Below are 16,318 nucleotides of genomic sequence, written 5' to 3'. Positions count from 1 at the left end.
TTGGACCCGGTGATCCACTCGGGTCGAGGCTTGCCGCATGCCCCAACGCACCACCTACCGCCGCCTGTTCACCATCCCCGGCACCCGAGCCTTCACCACTGGCAACCTCATCGCCCGCCTCCCCGCAGGCATGTTCAGCGTGAGCGCGGTCGTGATGATCGCCGGTTCACGAGGTTCGTACGCCCTCGCCGGCGCGGTGACGGCAACGGGGCTGGCGGCGACCGCGGTGACCGCCCCCTGGATCGCCCGGCTCATCGACAGACACGGCCAGTCCCGAACAGCCGTACCGGCAACGGCAGTTGCGGTCCTGGGCTCGCTGTCACTCCTCCTCTGCGTCCACTACGGCGCCCCCGACTGGACCCTGTTCGCCGCCTACGCGGCCACCGCGACGACCCCCAACACCGGCGGCATGTCCCGAGCCCGCTGGGCCCACCTCCTCGCCGACGCCCCCGAGTCCCTCCACACGGCAAACTCCTTCGAGCAGGCGGCCGACGAACTCTGCTTCATGCTGGGCCCGGCACTGGCGGCCTTCCTCTGCGGCACGTTCTTCCCGGAGGCGGGCACGTTGGCGGGGGCCGTGCTGCTGATCACGGGCACCCTGATCTTCACGGCCCAACGCAGGACGGAGCCCCCAACGCGCCCAACCCCGAAGGGCAGTTCACCCCTCCGCACCCCCGGCATCCCACCCCTGATCGCCGGTTTCGTCGCAACCGGTGCGGTGTTCGGCGCGATGGAGGTGGCCACACTCGCCTACGCGGACGCGGCGGGCGACCGCACGGCGGGCGGCGCGGTGCTGGCTCTCCAGGCGGCAGGCTCCTGCGCGGCGGGCCTGCTCTACGGCAAGCGGAAACCGACGGGCCCACCGGAACACCGCCTGCGCTGCTGTCTGTTGGCGATGAGCACCCTGATGTCCTTGCCCCTGCTGGCAGCAAGCACGTTGGATTCCCTTCCCGCACTGGCGACGGCCTTGCTACTGGCAGGCACGGCAACGGCCCCCACGATGATCACCACGATGACCCTGCTCCAACACCGCACCCCCGAGGGCAGGTTGAACGAGGGCATGAGCCTGGCGGTGACGGGCTTGCTGCTGGGAATCGCGTGCGGCTCGGCGACGGGAGGCTGGGTGGCGGAGCACGCATCACCGACGGCGGGCTTCCTGGTACCGGTCGCGGCGGCGACAACGGCCCTCCTGATCGGCGTACCAGGCAGACCAACCCCCTAAGGGCAACTCCCCAGGGGCGCGGGGCTGTATCGATTTGCGGCTCCGCCGCGTGGGCGCGACCAGCCACAGCGGACCCGCACCCAACCCACAACCCATCGAACCGCTTGCGCCAATCTCCGCCCAACCCATTGACGCCCTCACAGCCCCTACATACCTTCCTCCATCGAAGCGCTTCGACACTCCCCGTCGAATCGATTCGACCCCCATCCGACTCCCCTGGAGGCACTGGATGTTGACGGCACGAAGGCGCGCAACCGCCGCCGCAGTGATCCTGAGTGGATCCCTGCTCCTCTCCTCCTGCGGCGGCAGCGACGACGGCAGCTCCTCGGACAGCAAAACCCTCAAGCTCTGGCACTACGAGGGCCCCGACAGCGCGATGGGCGTCGCCTGGAACGAGGCGATCAAGGAGTTCGAGGCCCAACACCCGGGCGTGAAGGTGAAGTTCGAGGAGAAGGGCTTCGAGCAGATCCAGAAGACGGCCCCGATGGTCCTCAACTCATCCGACGCCCCGGACATCATGGAGTACAACAAGGGCAACGCGACGGCAGGCCTGCTCTCCAAACAAGGCCTGCTCACCGACCTCACCGCCGAGGCGGCGAAGCGCGGCTGGGACAAGAAGATCCCGGCGAGCGTAGGCACGACGGACGTCTACAACGCCAACGGGGTGATGGGCTCCGGCAAGTGGTACGGCGTCACCGACTACGGCGAGTACACGATGGTCTACTACAACAAGGCCCTCTTCAAGAAGTACAAGATCGCCGAACCGAAGACGTTCGACGAACTGACCACCGCACTGGGCGAGTTCAAGGCGAAGGGCATCACCCCGCTCGCCAACGCCGGCGCCGAGTACGTGGCCCAGCAGTACCTCTACCAACTCGCCCTCTCGAAGGCCGACCGCGCCTGGGTCGACAAGTACGAGCTGTACAAGGGCAAGACGGACTTCCACGACCCGGCCTGGACCTACGCGGCGACGACGTTCGCCGACTGGGTGAAGAAGGGCTACATCGCCAAGACCTCCAGCGGAACCAAGGCCGAGGACGCCGGAGTCTCCTGGATACAGGGCAAGGCCCCGATCCTCTTCTCCGGCAGCTGGTGGTACGGCCGCTTCCAGACGGAGGCCAAGTTCGACTGGGACACGAGTCTCTGGCCCGGCTCCAACCTCACCCTCGGCTCCGGCGGCAACATCTGGGTCGTCCCCAAGGGCGCCAGGAACAAGCAACTCGCCTACGACTTCATCGACATCACCCTGTCGAAGAAGATCCAGAACCTGATGGGCAACAAGGGCGGCATCCCGGTCGCGGCCGACACCTCCGCGATCACCGACCCCAAGTCCAAGGAACTCATCGCCAACTTCAACACCGTCTCCGCCCGTGACGGCCTCGCCTTCTACCCGGACTGGCCGGTACCCGGCTTCTACGACGTCCTCGTCTCCGAGACCCAGAAGCTGATCACGAACAGCGAGAAGCCGGACGCCTATCTCAGCAACCTGCAGAAGGCGTACGACAAGGGCGTCCCGTCGACATGACGGTCACCGTCGAGAAGGGCGCGCGGGCCACCCGCAAGAGCCGGCACCCCGGCCCGCGCACCCTTCGCAGCCCCCACCCCCGCAACTCCTACGTCCTCTTCCTCCTCCCCGGCGCCGTCGCCGCCCTCGCCGTGATCGTCGTCCCGTTCCTGATGAACACGGCGGTCAGCTTCACGAGTTGGCAGGGCGTGGGCGACCCGAAGTGGACGGGCCTCGCCAACTACCGTGACCTGCTGGACGATTCGGAGTTCTGGGCGTCCTTCCGGCACAGCCTGTTCATGGTCGTGGCGATGGCGGCCGTACCGACGATCGTCGGACTCGTCCTGGCCGCCGCCCTGTTCGACTACATAGCCAAACACTTCGGCACCCGCATCGCCGCGATCCTCCGCGCCTGCTTCTACCTCCCGCAGGTACTCCCGATCGCGGTCGCCGGCATCGTCTGGAGCTGGATCCTCGCCCCCGACAACGGCTCCCTCAACGCCCTGCTGAAAGCAGTCGGGTTGGGCTCCTGGCAGCAGGACTGGCTGGGCGACCCCGACATCGCGCTCTACAGCGTCATGGGCGTCATGGTCTGGGTCCAACTCGGCTTCCCGCTCGTGGTGTTCATGGCCGGGCTGCAACGCGTCGACCCCCAGCTCTACGAGGCCGCCGAGCTGGACGGCGCCGGCTGGTGGCGCCGCTTCTGGCACATCACGCTGCCGCAGATCCGCCCGGAGATATACGTCGTCCTCACCTGGTGCACGATCGCCGCGCTCAAGGTGTTCGGCGCGGTGTACGTCCTCACCAAGGGCGGCCCGGGCGGCGCGACCGACGTGCCGTCCTACTTCTCCTTCACCACGTTCTTCGAGAAGACCCAGGTCGGCTACGGAGCCGCGATATCAACGGTGTTGACGGTGATCATCCTCGTGCTCTCCCTCGCCTTCCTGAAACTCCAGACCCGCGCGGAGGAAGGTGACCGCGCATGACGACCGCCCTGCGCCGCTACCCCGTACTGATCGCCCTGTGCATCGCGGCTCTCTTCATGGTCGTGCCGTTCCTGATCGTCGTCGTCAACGCCGTGAAGTCACCCGCCGAGTACTCCGAACACGGCCCCCTCAGCCTCCCCAAGGGCCTCTACCTGGACGGCCTCAAGGACTTCTGGCAGCGCGTCGACTACGGCCAGAAACTCTTCAACTCGGCCCTGATCAGCGGCTCGGTGGCCCTCCTCGCCGCCGCCCTCTCCGTCCTCAACGCGTACGCGATCGGCATCGGCCGTATCAAGGGCCGCACGTGGGTCCTGGCCTTCTTCGTCCTCGCCAACATGCTGCCGCAGGAGGCGCTGGTCTACCCGATCTACTACCTGAGCAAGCAAGTCGGCCTGTACGACACGAGGTTGAGCGTCATCATCGTGTTCACGGTGATCCAGGCGGCGTTCGGCACGTATCTCCTCTCCTCCGTGCTCGGCCAGTTCCCCCGTGAGATCCTCGAAGCGGCCCGGATCGACGGCGCCAACAAGTGGCAGGTGCTGTGGCGGATCGTGGTCCCGGTCAGCCGCCCCACGATCGGCGTCCTCCTGGTCTTCTTCTTCATCTGGACCTGGAACGAGTTCCTGCTCCCCCTGGTCATGCTGATCTCCAACGACAACCAGACCGTGTCGGTGGCCCTCGGCGTCCTCCAGGGCCAGCGCCTGATGGACGCCACGATGACCAACGCGGCTGCCCTGCTCGGTGTGTTGCCCGCCATCGTCTTCTTCCTCGTCTTCCAGCGGACCCTCACGCGCGGCATCGCCGTGGGTGCCGTCAAGTAGTAAGGGGACCCCCACATGAAGTTCACCGACGGCTACTGGCTGCTGCGCGAGGGCGTCACCGCCGCCCACCCGGTCGAGGTCCTCGATGTCACCGCCCCGGAAGGCGCGTTGGAGATCCACGCCCCGACCATGCCGATCCGCCACCGCGGCGACCTGCTGAAGGGACCGGTCGTGACGATCAGCGCCCACGCCCCGATGCCCGACGTCATCGGCGTCACCTTCACCCACTTCGAGGGCGAACAGCCGCGCGGCCCCCAATTCGACGTGCAGAAAGAGGAGTTCGCGGTTCACACGTCCTACGACGACGAGCACGCGACCCTCACCTCCGGCGCGCTCTCGGTCAAGGTGGCCCGCACCGGCCCCTGGCACGTCGACTTCCTCGCCCACGGCCACACCCTCACCAGCAGCGGCCCCAAGGGCATGGGCATCATGCGCGACGCGACCGGCGCCCACTACCTCCGCGAGCAGCTCGGACTCCAAGTGGGCACTTCCGTCTACGGACTCGGCGAACGCTTCGGCCCGCTCGTCAAGAACGGCCAGGTCGTCGACATGTGGAACGCCGACGGCGGCACCGCCACCGAACAGGCCTACAAGAACATCCCCTTCTACCTCACCGACGCGGGCTACGGCGTCTTCGTCGACCACCCCGGAAAGGTCTCCTTCGAGGTCGGCTCGGAGGCGGTCTCCCGGGTCCAGTTCAGCGTGGAGAGCCAGCAGTTGACGTACTACGTCATCTACGGCCCGACCCCCAAGGACATCCTCCGCAAGTACTCCGCCCTCACCGGCCGCCCGGCGCTCCCGCCCGCCTGGTCGTTCGGCCTGTGGCTGTCGACGTCCTTCACCACCTCGTACGACGAGGAGACGGTGACGTCGTTCATCGAGGGCATGCGGGAGCGTGAACTCCCGCTCTCCGTCTTCCACTTCGACTGTTTCTGGATGCGCGAGTTCAACTGGTGCGACTTCCAGTGGGACCCGAGGGTCTTCCCCGACCCGGAAGCCATGCTGACCCGGCTCAAGGCCAAGGGCCTGCACATCTCCGTCTGGATCAACCCGTACATCGCCCAGCGCTCCCCACTCTTCGCCGAGGGCAAGGCACTTGGGCATCTCCTCCGCCGGCCGGACGGCAGCGTCTGGCAGTGGGACCTGTGGCAACCCGGCATGGCCCTGGTCGACTTCACCAGCCCGGCCGCCCGCGACTGGTACGCCGGAAAGCTGGAGGCGTTGCTCGCGCAGGGCGTCGACTGCTTCAAGACCGACTTCGGCGAACGCGTCCCCGTCGACGTCGCCTACGCGGACGGCGCCGACCCCGAGCGGATGCACAACTACTACACCTACCTCTACAACCGCACGGTCTTCGACGTGCTGCGCAAACACCGCGGCGAGGGCGAGGCGGTCGTCTTCGCTCGCTCGGCCACAACCGGCAGCCAGAAGTACCCCGTTCACTGGGGCGGCGACTGCGAGGCGACGTACGAGTCGATGGCCGAGTCGCTGCGCGGCGGCCTCTCCCTCGGCCTGTCCGGCTTCGGCTACTGGAGCCACGACATCGGCGGCTTCGAGGGCACCCCGACCCCCGCCCTCTTCAAACGCTGGCTGGCCTTCGGCCTGTTGTCCTCCCACAGCCGCCTGCACGGCAGCTCGTCGTACCGCGTCCCGTGGCTCTTCGACGAGGAATCCGTAGACGTACTACGGCAGTTCACCCGCCTGAAGCTGAGCCTCATGCCGTACCTCTACGAGACCGCGCGCACCGCCTCCGCCGAGGGCGTGCCGATGATGCGTGCGATGGTGCTGGAGTTCCCGGACGACCCCGGGTGCGCGCACCTGGAACGGCAGTACATGCTCGGCCCGGACCTGTTGGTCGCGCCGGTGTTCAGCGACGACGGCGACGTCTCGTACTACGTCCCCGAGGGCACCTGGACCCACTACCTCACCGGCCGCACGGTCACCGGACCGCGCTGGGTGCGCGAGAAGCACGGCTTCGACAGCGTGCCGCTCCTCGTCCGGCCCGGCGCGGTGATCCCGGTCGGCGCGGTGGCCGACCGGCCGGACTACGACCACGCCGATGGCGTAACTCTGCGGGCGTACGCCCTGGAGCGGGGCGCGCAGGTGACGGTGGCGGTCGGCGAGGCGACCTTCACCGTCGTACGGGAAGGGGACACGCTCCGGGCGTCCTGCACGGATCCGGCCCTGTCGTGGGCGCTGGCCGCCGGTTCGCGGTCGAAGTCGGGCAGCGGGTTCCTGACCCTGGAGCTGGGCTGATGGTGAAGATCACGGACGTGGCCCGGCACGCGGGCGTCTCCCCCAGCACCGTGTCGTACGCCCTGAGCGGCAAGCGCCCGATCTCCGAGGAGACCCGGCTGCGCGTCGAGGCGTCCATCCGCGAGCTGGGCTACCGGCCACACGCCGGCGCCCGCGCCCTGGCCAGCAGCCGGTCCAACGTCCTGGCCCTGGTGATCCCCTTACGGACCGGCATCCACGTCCCGGTCGTCATGCAGTTCGCCGTCTCCGTGGTGACCACCGCCCGCCGCCACGACCACGACGTCCTGCTGCTCACCCAGGAGGAGGGCGAGGAGGGCCTGCGGCGGGTCGCGGACACGGCACTCGTCGACGCGATGATCGTGATGGACGTCCAACTCGACGACCCCCGGCTGCCGTTGCTGCGTTCCCTGGACCGTCCGTCGGTGATGATCGGCTTCCCCGCCGAGGCCGACGGACTGACCTGCATCGACCTCGACTTCAAGGCGGCCGGCGAGCTGTGCGTGGAACGGCTCGCGGGCCTCGGGCACCGGGTCGTCGCCCTCGTCGGCTCACCGCCCGAGGTGTACGTCCGCGGAACGGCCTTCGCCCAGCGGGTCGTTCAGGGTTTCACGGCCGCCGCCGACCGCAACAGGCTCGCCTCCTCCGTCCACCCGTGCGAGGCGGCACCGGGCGCCGCAGCCGCCGTAGCGGAACAACTGCTGCGTGAGCAGCCTGCGTTGACCGGAGTCGTCGTCCACAACGAACCCCTCCTGGAACCCCTCATCGACGCCTTCGAGCAGCTCGGGCTGCGCGTCCCCGGCGATCTGTCGATCACCGCGATCTGCCCCGACGAACTCGCCGAGTCCGTACGGGTTCCGGTCACGTCGGTCGCGCTGCCGACCGCCGAACTCGGCTCCGGGGCGGTCGAGTTGCTGATGAGGAAGCTGGGCGGCAGGACCGTGCCCGACGCGACGCTCCTGTCTCCCCGGCTGACGGAACGCGCGAGCACGGCACCGCGCAACGCGCCCTGAGGCGCCACCGAGATCCGTAACGCCCGTATGCAAGGCCCTACTTGAAGGAGCCGCGACATGAAAGGCAAGAGAAGAAGACACAGAACCACGCTCGTCGTCGCCTTCGCCCTGATCGCCGGCCTGGGAGCGACGGTCCCCGCGACGGCCGACACCCCGTACCCCTTCCGCGACCCAACTCTCCCGGTGGGCAAGCGCGTTGACGACCTGCTCGGCCGTCTGACCCTCGACGAGAAGATCTCCCTCCTCCACCAGTACGAGCCCGCGATCCCCCGCCTCGGCATCCAGTCCTTCCGCACCGGCACCGAGGCCCTGCACGGCGTCGCCTGGCTCGGCAGGGCCACCGTCTTCCCGCAGGCCATCGGACTGGCCTCGACCTGGGACCCGGCGCTGATGCAGCAGGTCGGTTCGGCGGTCGGCGACGAGGCTCGCGGCTTCCAGCAACAGCGCCCGGACGGCTGGGGGTTGAACCTCTGGGCCCCGGTGGTCAACCTCCTCCGCGACCCGCGCTGGGGCCGCAACGAGGAGGGCTACAGCGAGGACCCCGAACTCACCGGCGCCCTCGCGACGGCCTACGGCGAGGGCCTCACCGGCGGCGACCCGGACCACCTCAAGACGGCCCCCACCCTCAAGCACTACCTCGCCTACAACAACGAGGTCGACCGCGCCACCACGTCCTCGGACCTCCGCCCCCGGGTGGAGAAGGAGTACGACGAGGCCGCCTTCAAACCGGCGATCGAGGCGGACGCGGCGACGGGCGTGATGACCTCGTACAACCTGGTCAACGGCCGCCCCAGCACGGTGAATCCGGACCTGAACGACGTCGTGCGGAAGTGGACCGCCCAGAGTCTGCTGAACGTCACCGACGCCTTCGCCCCCGGCAACCTCGTCACCCCGCAGCAGTACTACCCGACTGTCACGGAGGGCGACTCGGCGGCATTGAAGGCCGGCGTCGACAGCTTCACGGACAACAGTGCCGACCCCGGCCCGACGACGACGGCCATCAACTCGGCCCTCCAGCAAGGCCTGTTGAAGACCTCGGACATCGACACGGCCGTCTCCCACATCCTCTCCGTCCGCGTCCGCCTCGGTGAGTTCGACCCGGGCGGCGGCAAGTACGGCTCGATCGACGCGTCCGTCATCAACAGCCCGGCACATCAGCAGTTGGCGCGCAAGGCTGCGGCCGAGGGGATGGTGCTGCTCAAGAAAAGTGTGACACTTCCGCTGAAAGTGTCACAAGAAAACGTGGCAGTGGTCGGCCCCCTCGCCGACACCCTCTACACCGACTGGTACTCGGGCACGCTCCCCTACGCCGTCACCCCCGCACAGGGCATCGCCGCGAAGCTCGGCACCGGTGTCACGACCAGCGAGGGCGTGGACCGCATCGCCCTGCGCGACACGGCGACCGGCAAGTACGTCACTGCGGGCACCGGCGACACCGGCGCACCCTTGCAGGAGACCACGAACACCCCCACAACAGCAGCCCAGTTCGACGCCTTCGACTGGGGCTCCGGCATCGTGACCCTGCGCTCGGCCGCCAACGGAAAGTACGTCGGCTACAACTGGTCGAACTTCGTCAACGACCAGACACAGCCCAATGGTTGGTACGTCCAGCAGCAGTTCAAGCTGGAACACCAGGACGACGGAACGTACTTGCTGAAGTACGCGGGCTACGAGACGTCGGAGTCCTGGTGGTCGAGCCCCCTCTACCTCGGCCCGACCGACGCGAACGGCACCCTGGGCCTGGTCCCCAAGGACCAGGCCGCGCACTACGCGAAGGACGTAGTCCGCAGCGGAGTCGCCGACGCGGTGGCAGCGGTGAAGGGCAAGGACACGGCGGTCGTGGTCGTCGGCTCCATGCCGTCGATCAACGGCCGCGAGGCCCACGACCGCACGGACATGTCCCTGGCCCCCTCCCAGGAGGCCCTGGTCAAGGCGGTCCACCAGGCCAACCCCAAGACGGTGGTCGTGGTCGAGAACAGCTACCCGACCACACTCGGAGCGCTGCAGAAAGAGGTCCCGGCCCTCCTCTGGACCTCCCACGCGGGCCAGGAAACAGGCAACGCCCTCGCCGACGTCCTCTACGGCGACGTCAACCCCTCCGGCCGCCTCACCCAGACCTGGTACCAGTCGGAGTCGGACCTCCCGTCGATCCTCGACTACGACATCATCAAGTCCGACCGCACCTACGAGTACTTCCAGGGCACCCCGCTCTACCCCTTCGGCTACGGCCTCTCGTACACGACCTTCCGCTACGGCACCCTGAAACCCGTCTCCGGCGGCTACGAGGTCCCGGTGACGAACACGGGCACACGGACCGGCGACGAGGTCGTACAGCTCTACACACATCAGCGCACATCCCGCGACAAAGAACCCCTGAAGCAATTGAAGGCATTCCAGCGGGTCTCCCTGAAACCGGGCGAGACGAAAACGGTCCGCCTGAAAATCCAGCAGAAGGACCTCGCCCACTGGGACGTCACCCGCTCGAAATGGACGGTGGAAAGCGGCACGTACGACGTCATGGCCGGAGCATCCTCCGCCGACATCCGCGCCCGTACGACCTGGCGGGTCCACGGGGAGACCATTCCACCCCGGAACCTGTCGAAGACCACCCGCGCCGAGAACTTCGACGACTACTCCGGCATTCACCTCGTGGACGAGTCGAAGGCGAGGGGTACAGCGGTAGGGGCGGTTGCGGACGGGGCATGGCTGAAGTTCGCGGACGCGCAACTGGGCACGGGGGCGAGGAAGTTCACGGCCCGGGTGGCGAGTACGGGCGCCGGCACGATCGAGGTCCGGCTCGGCTCTCCGACCGGCAAGCTCGCCGGTACGGCACACGCGGGCGGGACGGCATCGTCGTACGACTACGAGACCGTGACCGCCGACCTGTCGAGTGCGGCGAAGGGCCCTACGGACGTGTATCTGATCTTGAGCAACGGGTTGCGAATGGCGACCTTCATTGTTCAATGACAGGAAAAAGCCCCCGCTGCCGAAGCAGCGGGGGCTTTACCCACATGGGATGAGTGGAGATGGCGGGAATCGAACCCGCGTCCACCGGTGCAGAATCAGGGCTTCTCCGTGTGCAGTTCGCTGTGATTTTCTCGGCCCCGGTGATCACGCGAACAAGTCGCCGACGGGCCCAGTCACTGTTTGATTTCCCATCGAACCCCGTGACCGGGCTCGATGGTTTAGTTCCCTAGATTATGCCAGGGTCCGGGTCGGGAACACCCCCGGGCTGACACCCTTTTAGGGTCCTTCAGTCGCTGTTATTAGGCAGCGAGGGCGAAGGACTGGGAATCGCTCTTGGAATTGGCGATTATTGGTTGCGACATATGGTTAACGAGATCATTGCCGCTTCCTCGACACGCTTCACCTGCTTCGACAGCCGCTGTCGAAACCGATCATCCCCATGTTGTTTTTTCAAACCGCTACACACCCGCTGTGGGGTGCAGTAGCCATCGTACGTGAACAACGAGCGGCGATGCCACCGTATTCCCGGCGACCGCTCGCTACTCGCCGCGCTGCTTCCGCTTCGCTGCCGCGATCGCGCGGTCCGACTCCCGGCGGTCCTGCTTCTCGCGCAGGGTCTGCCGCTTGTCGTACTCCTTCTTGCCTCGGGCGAGGGCGATCTCCGCCTTTGCCCGGCCGTTGCTGAAGTACAGGGCGAGGGGCACGATCGTGTGACCCGTCTCCTGGGTCTTGGCCTCCAGCTTGTCGATCTCCTCGCGGTGCAGCAGCAGCTTGCGCTTGCGGCGCACGGAGTGGTTGGTCCACGTGCCCTGGTGGTACTCGGGGATGTGGGCGTTGTGCAGCCACGCCTCGCCCCCGTCGATCTGGACGAAGCCGTCGGTCAGCGAGGTCCGGCCCTCACGCAGCGACTTGACCTCGGTGCCGGAGAGGACGAGCCCGGCCTCGTAGGTGTCGATGATCGCGTAGTCGTGCCGGGCCTTCTTGTTCTGGGCGACGATCTTGCGCTTGCCGCCCTTCTCGCCGTCCCTGGCCTTGCCGCCGGCGGCCCCGCCGCCCTGCTTGGGCTGGGACTCCTTGGGTACGTACATTCCCTTGCTCATAGTGCTGCCCATTTTCGCACTACAGGGGGGTCCGAGGGAAAGGCGATTACAGACGGGCGTCCGGAACGCCTACGACGCGTCCCCGAGCCCGCTCAACACCGTCTCCGCGCGCTCCACGGCGGCCTGTCCCTGTGCGGTGACATCGAGGTCGGGGGTGATGCCCCGGCCGTCGACGGTGTGGCCGGAGGGGGTGCGGTAGTGGCCGACGGTCAGTTCGGCGACGACGCCGTCGGGGAGTTTGCTCGGCATCTGGACCGAGCCCTTGCCGAAGGTCCTGGAGCCCACGACGACCGCGCGGCCGCGGTCCTGGAGGGCGCCGGTGAGCATCTCGGCCGCGCTCATCGTGCCGCCGTCGACCAGCGCGACCAGGGGTCTGGTGGTGTCGCCGCCGGTGGCCGCGTGCAGGGCGCGCTGCCGGCCGTCGACGTCGTACGTGGCGACGAGGCCGCCGTCGAGGAAGGCGGAGGCGGTGGTGACGGCCTCGGTGACCAGGCCACCGGAGTTGCCGCGCAGGTCGAGGATGAACGCGGAGTCGGCCGGGGCCTGCCGTACGGCGGTGCGGACGAGGTCGCCGACGCCCTTGGTGAACGCGGCGATCTTGATGACGGTGACCTCGCCCGCGAGCCTGCGGACGGTCACGGAGTCGGTGGAGAGGCGGGCGCGCCTTACGGTCTCGCTCCACGCGTGCGTGCCGCGTTCCAGGCCGAGAGTGACGGCGGTGCCGGCGGCGGCGTCCTGGGCGTCGCCCCGTAGTAAGGACACGACCTCGGTGACGGGCTGGCCGTCGACGTTCTCGCCGTCGATGCTGCGGAGGCGGTCGCCCTTGCGGACCCCGGCGGTGGCGGCGGGCGACCCGGACTGGACCCGGGTCACCTCGATGCGGCCGTCGCGCTCCCGGCGGGCCCAGAGGCCGACGCCGGTGTACTGGCCGTCGAGGGCTTCCTCGAACTCCTCGTACTCCCCTTGGGAGTACACGGCACCCCACCGGTCCCCGCTGCGGCTGACGGCGCGCTCGGCGGCCTCCATGGGCGACTTGCCGTCGGCCTTGGCCTCGGCGGCGGCCTTCGCGACCTCTTCGGTACGGGCGAGCGGCGCCGAACGGGTCGTACCGGCCGCCGATTTCCGGTCGGACCGGTCGGGTTCGTCGAACGACCCGGTCGCCGCACCGGCGACCAGCACGCTCGCGAACACCAATGTCAGGGCGGCCCCGCGGCGGATGCGGCGGGGCTGACAGAACAGGTCACGACCTGACATGGCGGTGAGTCTAGGACAACGAGAAGGGCCGCACGGGCGGTTGCCCGTACGGCCCTCTTGGCATGTGTCACACCTTCAGGTACTTGCGCAGCGCGAAGAACGCCGCAAGCGCGGGCATCAGGAGGCTCGTTGCGAGGATGAGCGGAAGCTTCGTCAGGACGGCGTCCCAGCCGATGAAATTGATCAGATTCAGCTTGTGGGACAGGTCCAGGCCGTGGTCGATGATGAAGTACCGGGCGACGACCAGGAATCCGCAGGCGACCGTGCCGCCGATCAGGCCGGCCACCGCGGCCTCCATGATGAACGGGGCCTGGATGTAGAAGCCGGACGCGCCGACCAGGCGCATGATGCCGGTCTCGCGGCGGCGGCTGAACGCCGAGACGCGCACCGTGTTGACGATCAGCATCAGGGCGACGACCAGCATCAGGGCCATGACCGCGCGGGCGGCCCAGTTCATGCCGTTCAGGAGGCCGAAGAGGTTGTCCAGGATGCCCTTCTGGTCCTGCACCGACTGGACGCCGTCACGGCCGTCGAAGGCGGTCGCGATGACCTGGTACTTCTCCGGGTCCTTGAGCTTGATGCGGTACGACTCCTGCATCTGGTCCGGCGTCAGGGAACTGGCCAGCGGGGAGTCGCCGAACTGCTGCTTGTAGTGCTTGTACGCCTCGTCCTGGGACTCGAAGACGACCTTCTGGACGACCGACATCTTGTCGAGGTCGGAGACGATCGACTTCTTCTGGTCGTCGGTCACCGCGCCCTTGGCGCAGTTGGGGTCGGACTCGGCGTCGCTCTTGTTGCAGAGGAAGATCGAGACGTTGACCTTGTCGTACCAGTAGCCCTTCATCGTGGTCACCTGGTCGCTCATCAGGAGCGAGCCTCCGAAGAGGGCCAGGGACAGGGCTACGGAGACGACGACCGCGAAGGTCATCGTCAGGTTGCGGCGGAGACCGACACCGATCTCGGAGAGTACGAACTGGGCGCGCATGGCGGCTTTTTCAGGCCTTTCCGTGGACGGACATCAGACGGCGGTCGGTCGGCGGTCAGTGCTGGTAGCCGTAGACGCCGCGTGCCTGGTCACGGACGAGGCGGCCCTTCTCCAGCTCGATGACGCGCTTGCGCATCTGGTCCACGATGTTCTGGTCGTGCGTCGCCATCACCACGGTGGTGCCCGTCCGGTTGATCCGGTCGAGGAGCTTCATGATGCCGACGGAGGTCTGCGGGTCGAGGTTGCCGGTCGGCTCGTCCGCGATGAGGAGCTTGGGGCGGTTCACGAAGGCTCTCGCGATGGCCACGCGCTGCTGCTCACCACCGGACAGCTCGCCCGGCATCCGGTCCTCCTTGCCGCCGAGCCCGACGAGGTCGAGCACCTGGGGCACGGACTTGCGGATCTCGCCCTTGGACTTGCCGATGACCTCCTGCGCGAAGGCCACGTTCTCGGCGACCGTCTTGTTGGGCAGCAGGCGGAAGTCCTGGAAGACGGTCCCCAGCTGACGGCGCATCTGCGGCACCTTCCAGTTGGAGATGCGGGCGAGGTCCTTGCCCAGCACGTGCACCTGGCCCTGACTGCACCGCTCCTCGCGGAGGACCAGCCTCAGGAAGGTGGACTTTCCGGAGCCGGAGGACCCCACGAGGAACACGAACTCGCCCTTCTCCACTTCCAGGGAGACGTCCCTGAGAGCGGGGCGGGTCTGCTTGGGGTAGACCTTGGAGACATTGTCGAATCGGATCACGGGTGCACCACGGGTAGCCGGGGGTAGGTGAGCGTGACCATACGCGACCCGGGTGTGCCCGCGCAGTCGGCGTCCGGGGTTGCGCGAGGCTTGCACGTTTTGTCGCGGATTTGAAGGGCTGGAACGTACAAGGTCGGGGCAGGATAAGGCGAGCCGCGCCGAATCCCGCGGAACCTGGCACAGTGGAGGGGAACGTTCGGGAACGTTCTCGTGTCCCGCGGCGTTGTGTCTGTGATAGCCGGTGCAAGGAGGGCGAGCGCATGACGTACGACCGGTTGGTGTGCGCGAACTGCGCGGCGCCCGTGAACGAGGGCCGCTGTCCCGTCTGCCGCGCGAACCGCGAGCGGCTGCAGCAGGAGAATCCGTGGGGCAATCTCAACCCCATGGCGTTGATCGCCCTGCTCGCGGTGCTGATCGCGGCGCTGGCGCTGGTGGCGCACCAGACCGCGTAAGCGGCCTGTACAAGGACATGCAGAAGGGCCCGGAGCGACACGCTCCGGGCCCTTCGTCGTACGACGTGCGTACGGTCCGTACGGGGACGGCTACCGTCAGGCGACCGTGCCGCCGCGGTTGCTGCTCGCGAGGCGCGGGAGCACGCGGAAGGCGATGCCGCCGGCGATCATCGTCGCGGCGCCGATCAGCAGGAACGCGGTCTGGCCGGCACCGGTCTCGGCGAGCTCACCGCCGTTGCCCTGGGCCGTCGTGTCGGAACCGGTGTCGGTGAGCGCGGAGGTGCCCGCCTCCTGGGCGGAGGAGCCGCCGTCGGGGTCGGTGTTGTTGCCGCCGGTGGAGCCGGAGCCGCTGGTGCTGCCGTCCGACGGGCTGTCGGTGGGCTCGTCCGTCGGCTCGGTGGGGTTGCCGGTGGGCTCGGTCGGCTCGTCGGTGGGAGGCGTCGAGGTCGGCGGCTGCTGTGTGGGCGGCTCCGAGGTGGGCGGCTGCGAGGTCGGGGGCTCGCTCGTGTCCGGGGCGGTCGGGAGACCGGTGTCGGTCGGGGACGAGGAGTCGGTCCCGTCACCGGGCAGGGGCCCGTCGTCGGTGGTGCTGGCGCTCAGCGTCACGCCCAGGTCGAGCGCCGATGCGGCACCCGCGGCGGTCAGCGAGGCGCCGGCGGCGATGATCGCGCCGGCCGCTATGCGCGCGACACGGATCCGCGTCTTCTTGGTCATTAGGTTGCTACCCCCAGTAGCTCGTCGTCAGGGTGGCGCGTCGGTGTCCGGGGCCGTGATCGACGGGGGGTGGCAGCTGGCGAAAGCTCATGTCCCCCGGTTCACATGCGCCCCGCAGACACGCATGCCACGCTTCACCCTTCCCAGTTTTCACAGCAACGTCAAGGCCGTTGCGAGCGCAATGTCCAACTACGGGTTCTTTGCTGGGGGATGGAACCTGTGAGTGTGATGTAAAACCCAGACATCAGGGATCACGGGCGGGAAAACAAAAGGCAACTGCCGCCCACCGGGCGGCAGTTGCC

General features: G+C 67.8%; 13 protein-coding genes and 1 other RNA gene. 8 read left to right on the top strand and 6 right to left on the bottom strand.

All coding sequences use genetic code 11. The features are described from left to right. Positions 1–37 precede the first annotated feature (37 nt). The 7 genes from OG504_RS32325 (at position 38) to OG504_RS32295 (ending at position 10,766) form a co-directional block, all read left to right on the top strand. Positions 38–1,222: an MFS transporter gene (locus tag OG504_RS32325; RefSeq protein WP_405992946.1), complete on the top strand. Its 1,185-nt coding sequence runs from the start codon at positions 38–40 to the stop codon at positions 1,220–1,222. Positions 1,223–1,451: 229 nt separating this feature from the next. Next, positions 1,452–2,747, top strand: a complete 1,296-nt coding sequence (locus OG504_RS32320) for an extracellular solute-binding protein (protein ID WP_405992945.1) — start codon at positions 1,452–1,454, stop codon at positions 2,745–2,747. Beyond that, a complete protein-coding gene (locus OG504_RS32315; RefSeq protein WP_405992944.1) occupies positions 2,744–3,712 on the top strand; it encodes a carbohydrate ABC transporter permease in 969 nt (322 codons plus the stop codon). The genes OG504_RS32320 and OG504_RS32315 overlap by 4 nt, the downstream gene beginning before the upstream one ends. Further along, positions 3,709–4,533, top strand: coding sequence for a carbohydrate ABC transporter permease (locus tag OG504_RS32310; RefSeq protein ID WP_365612970.1), 825 nt, complete (start codon positions 3,709–3,711; stop codon positions 4,531–4,533). Before OG504_RS32315 ends, OG504_RS32310 begins: the two co-directional genes overlap by 4 nt. A 15-nt stretch (positions 4,534–4,548) precedes the next feature. Further along, on the top strand, positions 4,549–6,789 hold the full coding sequence (gene yicI / locus OG504_RS32305) for an alpha-xylosidase (RefSeq protein ID WP_405992943.1): 2,241 nt from the start codon (positions 4,549–4,551) through the stop codon (positions 6,787–6,789). Next, entirely contained in the window at positions 6,789–7,799 is a 1,011-nt protein-coding gene (locus tag OG504_RS32300) for a LacI family DNA-binding transcriptional regulator (protein WP_405992942.1), read from the top strand. The genes yicI and OG504_RS32300 overlap by 1 nt, the downstream gene beginning before the upstream one ends. A gap of 57 nt (positions 7,800–7,856) precedes the next feature. After that, positions 7,857–10,766 carry a glycoside hydrolase family 3 C-terminal domain-containing protein gene (locus OG504_RS32295; RefSeq protein ID WP_405992941.1) on the top strand — a complete coding sequence of 970 codons (2,910 nt, stop codon included), beginning with the start codon at positions 7,857–7,859 and terminating at the stop codon, positions 10,764–10,766. A 51-nt stretch (positions 10,767–10,817) separates the two neighbouring features. Here the strand turns inward: OG504_RS32295 and ssrA are convergent. The 5 genes from ssrA to ftsE form a co-directional block, all read right to left on the bottom strand. Further along, positions 10,818–11,205: a transfer-messenger RNA gene (gene ssrA / locus OG504_RS32290) on the bottom strand. Positions 11,206–11,305: 100 nt separating this feature from the next. Next, complete coding sequence (gene smpB / locus OG504_RS32285; RefSeq protein ID WP_033286711.1) at positions 11,306–11,854, bottom strand: SsrA-binding protein SmpB; 549 nt, start codon at positions 11,852–11,854, stop codon at positions 11,306–11,308. An 81-nt stretch (positions 11,855–11,935) separates the two neighbouring features. Continuing rightward, the gene (locus tag OG504_RS32280) at positions 11,936–13,120 is read right to left on the bottom strand and encodes a S41 family peptidase (protein WP_405992940.1); all 1,185 of its coding nucleotides are present in this window, start codon (positions 13,118–13,120) and stop codon (positions 11,936–11,938) included. A gap of 67 nt (positions 13,121–13,187) precedes the next feature. Further along, complete coding sequence (gene ftsX, locus OG504_RS32275) at positions 13,188–14,105, bottom strand: permease-like cell division protein FtsX (RefSeq protein ID WP_405992939.1); 918 nt, start codon at positions 14,103–14,105, stop codon at positions 13,188–13,190. Positions 14,106–14,160: 55 nt separating this feature from the next. Then, positions 14,161–14,850 carry a cell division ATP-binding protein FtsE gene (ftsE, locus tag OG504_RS32270; RefSeq protein ID WP_033286714.1) on the bottom strand — a complete coding sequence of 230 codons (690 nt, stop codon included), beginning with the start codon at positions 14,848–14,850 and terminating at the stop codon, positions 14,161–14,163. 260 nt (positions 14,851–15,110) lie between these two features. Here ftsE and OG504_RS32265 point away from each other — a divergent pair, with 260 nt between their 5' ends. Next, a complete protein-coding gene (locus OG504_RS32265) occupies positions 15,111–15,302 on the top strand; it encodes a hypothetical protein (RefSeq protein ID WP_043679302.1) in 192 nt (63 codons plus the stop codon). Between the two features lie 96 nt (positions 15,303–15,398). Here OG504_RS32265 and OG504_RS32260 read toward each other — a convergent pair whose 3' ends face one another. Then, on the bottom strand, positions 15,399–16,016 hold the full coding sequence (locus tag OG504_RS32260; RefSeq protein ID WP_405992938.1) for a hypothetical protein: 618 nt from the start codon (positions 16,014–16,016) through the stop codon (positions 15,399–15,401). Positions 16,017–16,318: the final 302 nt, after the last annotated feature.

Origin of the sequence: Streptomyces sp. NBC_00986 (assembly GCF_045162565.1) — a bacterium.
Taxonomy (GTDB): Bacteria; Actinomycetota; Actinomycetes; order Streptomycetales; family Streptomycetaceae; genus Streptomyces.
The sequence above is the reverse complement of the archived record's forward strand: the minus strand, read 5'-3'. Positions and strand labels throughout refer to the sequence as shown.

Coding starts and splice junctions, on each gene's coding strand:
- OG504_RS32315 (WP_405992944.1), top strand. CDS start 2,744: ATGACGGTCACCGTCGAGAAGGGCGCGCGGGCCACCCGCAAGAGCCGG.
- OG504_RS32320 (WP_405992945.1), top strand. CDS start 1,452: ATGTTGACGGCACGAAGGCGCGCAACCGCCGCCGCAGTGATCCTGAGT.
- OG504_RS32300 (WP_405992942.1), top strand. CDS start 6,789: ATGGTGAAGATCACGGACGTGGCCCGGCACGCGGGCGTCTCCCCCAGC.
- ftsX (WP_405992939.1), bottom strand. CDS start 14,105: ATGCGCGCCCAGTTCGTACTCTCCGAGATCGGTGTCGGTCTCCGCCGC.
- OG504_RS32295 (WP_405992941.1), top strand. CDS start 7,857: ATGAAAGGCAAGAGAAGAAGACACAGAACCACGCTCGTCGTCGCCTTC.
- yicI (WP_405992943.1), top strand. CDS start 4,549: ATGAAGTTCACCGACGGCTACTGGCTGCTGCGCGAGGGCGTCACCGCC.
- OG504_RS32265 (WP_043679302.1), top strand. CDS start 15,111: ATGACGTACGACCGGTTGGTGTGCGCGAACTGCGCGGCGCCCGTGAAC.
- smpB (WP_033286711.1), bottom strand. CDS start 11,854: ATGTACGTACCCAAGGAGTCCCAGCCCAAGCAGGGCGGCGGGGCCGCC.
- OG504_RS32260 (WP_405992938.1), bottom strand. CDS start 16,016: ATGACCAAGAAGACGCGGATCCGTGTCGCGCGCATAGCGGCCGGCGCG.
- OG504_RS32325 (WP_405992946.1), top strand. CDS start 38: ATGCCCCAACGCACCACCTACCGCCGCCTGTTCACCATCCCCGGCACC.
- OG504_RS32280 (WP_405992940.1), bottom strand. CDS start 13,120: ATGTCAGGTCGTGACCTGTTCTGTCAGCCCCGCCGCATCCGCCGCGGG.
- OG504_RS32310 (WP_365612970.1), top strand. CDS start 3,709: ATGACGACCGCCCTGCGCCGCTACCCCGTACTGATCGCCCTGTGCATC.